We start from the raw sequence: 1855 nt of genomic DNA on the forward strand, positions 1-1855 counted from the left end.
GCCTCCGCCGACGGCTCGGGTCGCTTCTTACGTCCGGTCTGGTCGTTCAGTGTCGCGGTCATCACGGCACCCTCCTCACCAGGCACAACGCCTGGCAGGTCAGGCCGGAAACACCGTTAGATCCATACTCCCGATCGCCCGCCCTCCCGCACCTAAGGTCGCCGTCACTCGCACCACCGATGAGGTTGCGCCAACCGATGGAGAGGCATCACGTGAGCGCACCCGAGCATGCCGTCATCGATCGCTACCCCCTGACAGGCGGGGGCTTTGCTGAGGGTCAGGAACGGCAGGCGATCTACGACCTCGCAAGCTGTCTGACAGAACCTATCGGGGCCGCTGACGCCGCTGGCTTCGACGGCCACGAGTTCGGTGGCGAAGAAGCTGTCCGCTTAGTACTGCAACGGCAGTAGGCGAATCGAGCTCGGTTCGCGTTCGTTGGTCTGCGTGTGACGGACGTTGATGTTGATCGTTGGCATGGGGAGTTGGACCGTCTGCATGCCCGGATCGGGCCTCGGTTTCGGCGGTCGGAGCCGCGGCGGCGTGCGCGACAGTACCTGTGCGGGCTGGTGTCGGGCCTGGGCCGGAAGAACGGCTGGACCCTCGCGGAGCAGGCCGGGGATGTGTCGCCGGACGGGATGCAGCGGTTGTTGCGGTGGGCGGACTGGGACGTCGACGCGGTCCGCGACGACGTGCGGGACTACGTCGTCGAGCACCTCGGCGACCCGGCTGGTGTGTTGATCGTCGATGACACCGGGTTCCTGAAGAAGGGCAGCCGGTCGGCGGGGGTGCAGCGGCAGTACTCCGGCACTGCTGGGCGGACGGAGAACTGCCAGGTCGGGGCGTTCCTGGCCTACCGCTCAGCGAAGGGCCACGCGCTGATCGACCGGCAGCTTTACCTTCCGGCGTCGTGGACCGATGACCGGGACCGCTGTCGGGCGGCGGGGATCCCGGACGAGGTGCAGTTCGCCACGAAGGTCCAGATGGCCCGGGACATGCTGGGCCGCGCGCTCGATGCTGGGGTGCCGGTGGGGTGGGTGACGATGGACGAGGCCTACGGGCAGTCGAAGTCGTTGCGGGTGTGGTTGGAACACCGGGATGTGGGTTATGTGGTCGCGACCCGCCGCAACGACGACATGATCACCACCAGCATGGGCGCCTGCCGAGCAGACAAGCTGATCGCTGCGCTGCCTGCCCGGGCGTGGTGCCGGCTGTCCGCCGGCGCTGGCGCCCACGGCCCGCGCGAATACTGGTGGGCGCGGGTGCCGGTGCGCATCTGCTTGCAGCCCGGTCGCGGGCACTGGCTGCTCGCCCGGCGCAGCATGACCACCGGAGAGATCGCCTACTACGTCTGTTACGGACCTCGCCGCACCCGCCTGGTCGACTTGGCTCGGATCGCGGGGGCCAGGTGGGCGATCGAGGAGTGCTTCCAACAGGCCAAGAACGAAGCCGGTCTCGACGAGTACCAGGTCCGCGACTGGCGAGCCTGGTACGCCCACATCACCCTGTCCATGGCCGCCCACGCCTGGCTGTCGGTCGCCCGATCCCTTACCGCAAAAGGGGAACCAGTCCCGACGGCGACATGATGATCGGCTACACCGTACCGGAGATCCGAAGACTGCTCACCGCACTCGTAGTCCGATCAACTCACCCACCGGAGCACGTCTGGGCCTGGTCCCGATGGCGCCGACGACGCCAACACCAAGCCCGAACCTGCCACTACCGACGACACGGCTACCCCTGACCAACTGCCGTTGCAGTATTAGGCCGTGTCTTCAAAGGTTCACAGCCATTGGAGTAGCGCGGCGATGGTGACGGTGGCCTGGTACGAGGTCGCGGTCTTGTCGTAGCGGGTGGC

Annotated in this window: 1 protein-coding gene; it reads left to right on the forward strand. The window is 67.1% G+C overall.

Translation table 11 applies throughout. From position 1 onward, the window contains the following. Positions 1 to 482 precede the first annotated feature (482 nt). Positions 483 to 1583 carry an IS701 family transposase gene (locus AB0B85_RS33560; protein WP_357413794.1) on the forward strand — a complete coding sequence of 367 codons (1101 nt, stop codon included), beginning with the start codon at positions 483 to 485 and terminating at the stop codon, positions 1581 to 1583. The last annotated feature ends 272 nt before the right edge of the window (positions 1584 to 1855 follow it).

Source organism: Micromonospora sp. NPDC049044, from assembly GCF_040649215.1.
GTDB lineage: Bacteria > Actinomycetota > Actinomycetes > Mycobacteriales > Micromonosporaceae > Micromonospora.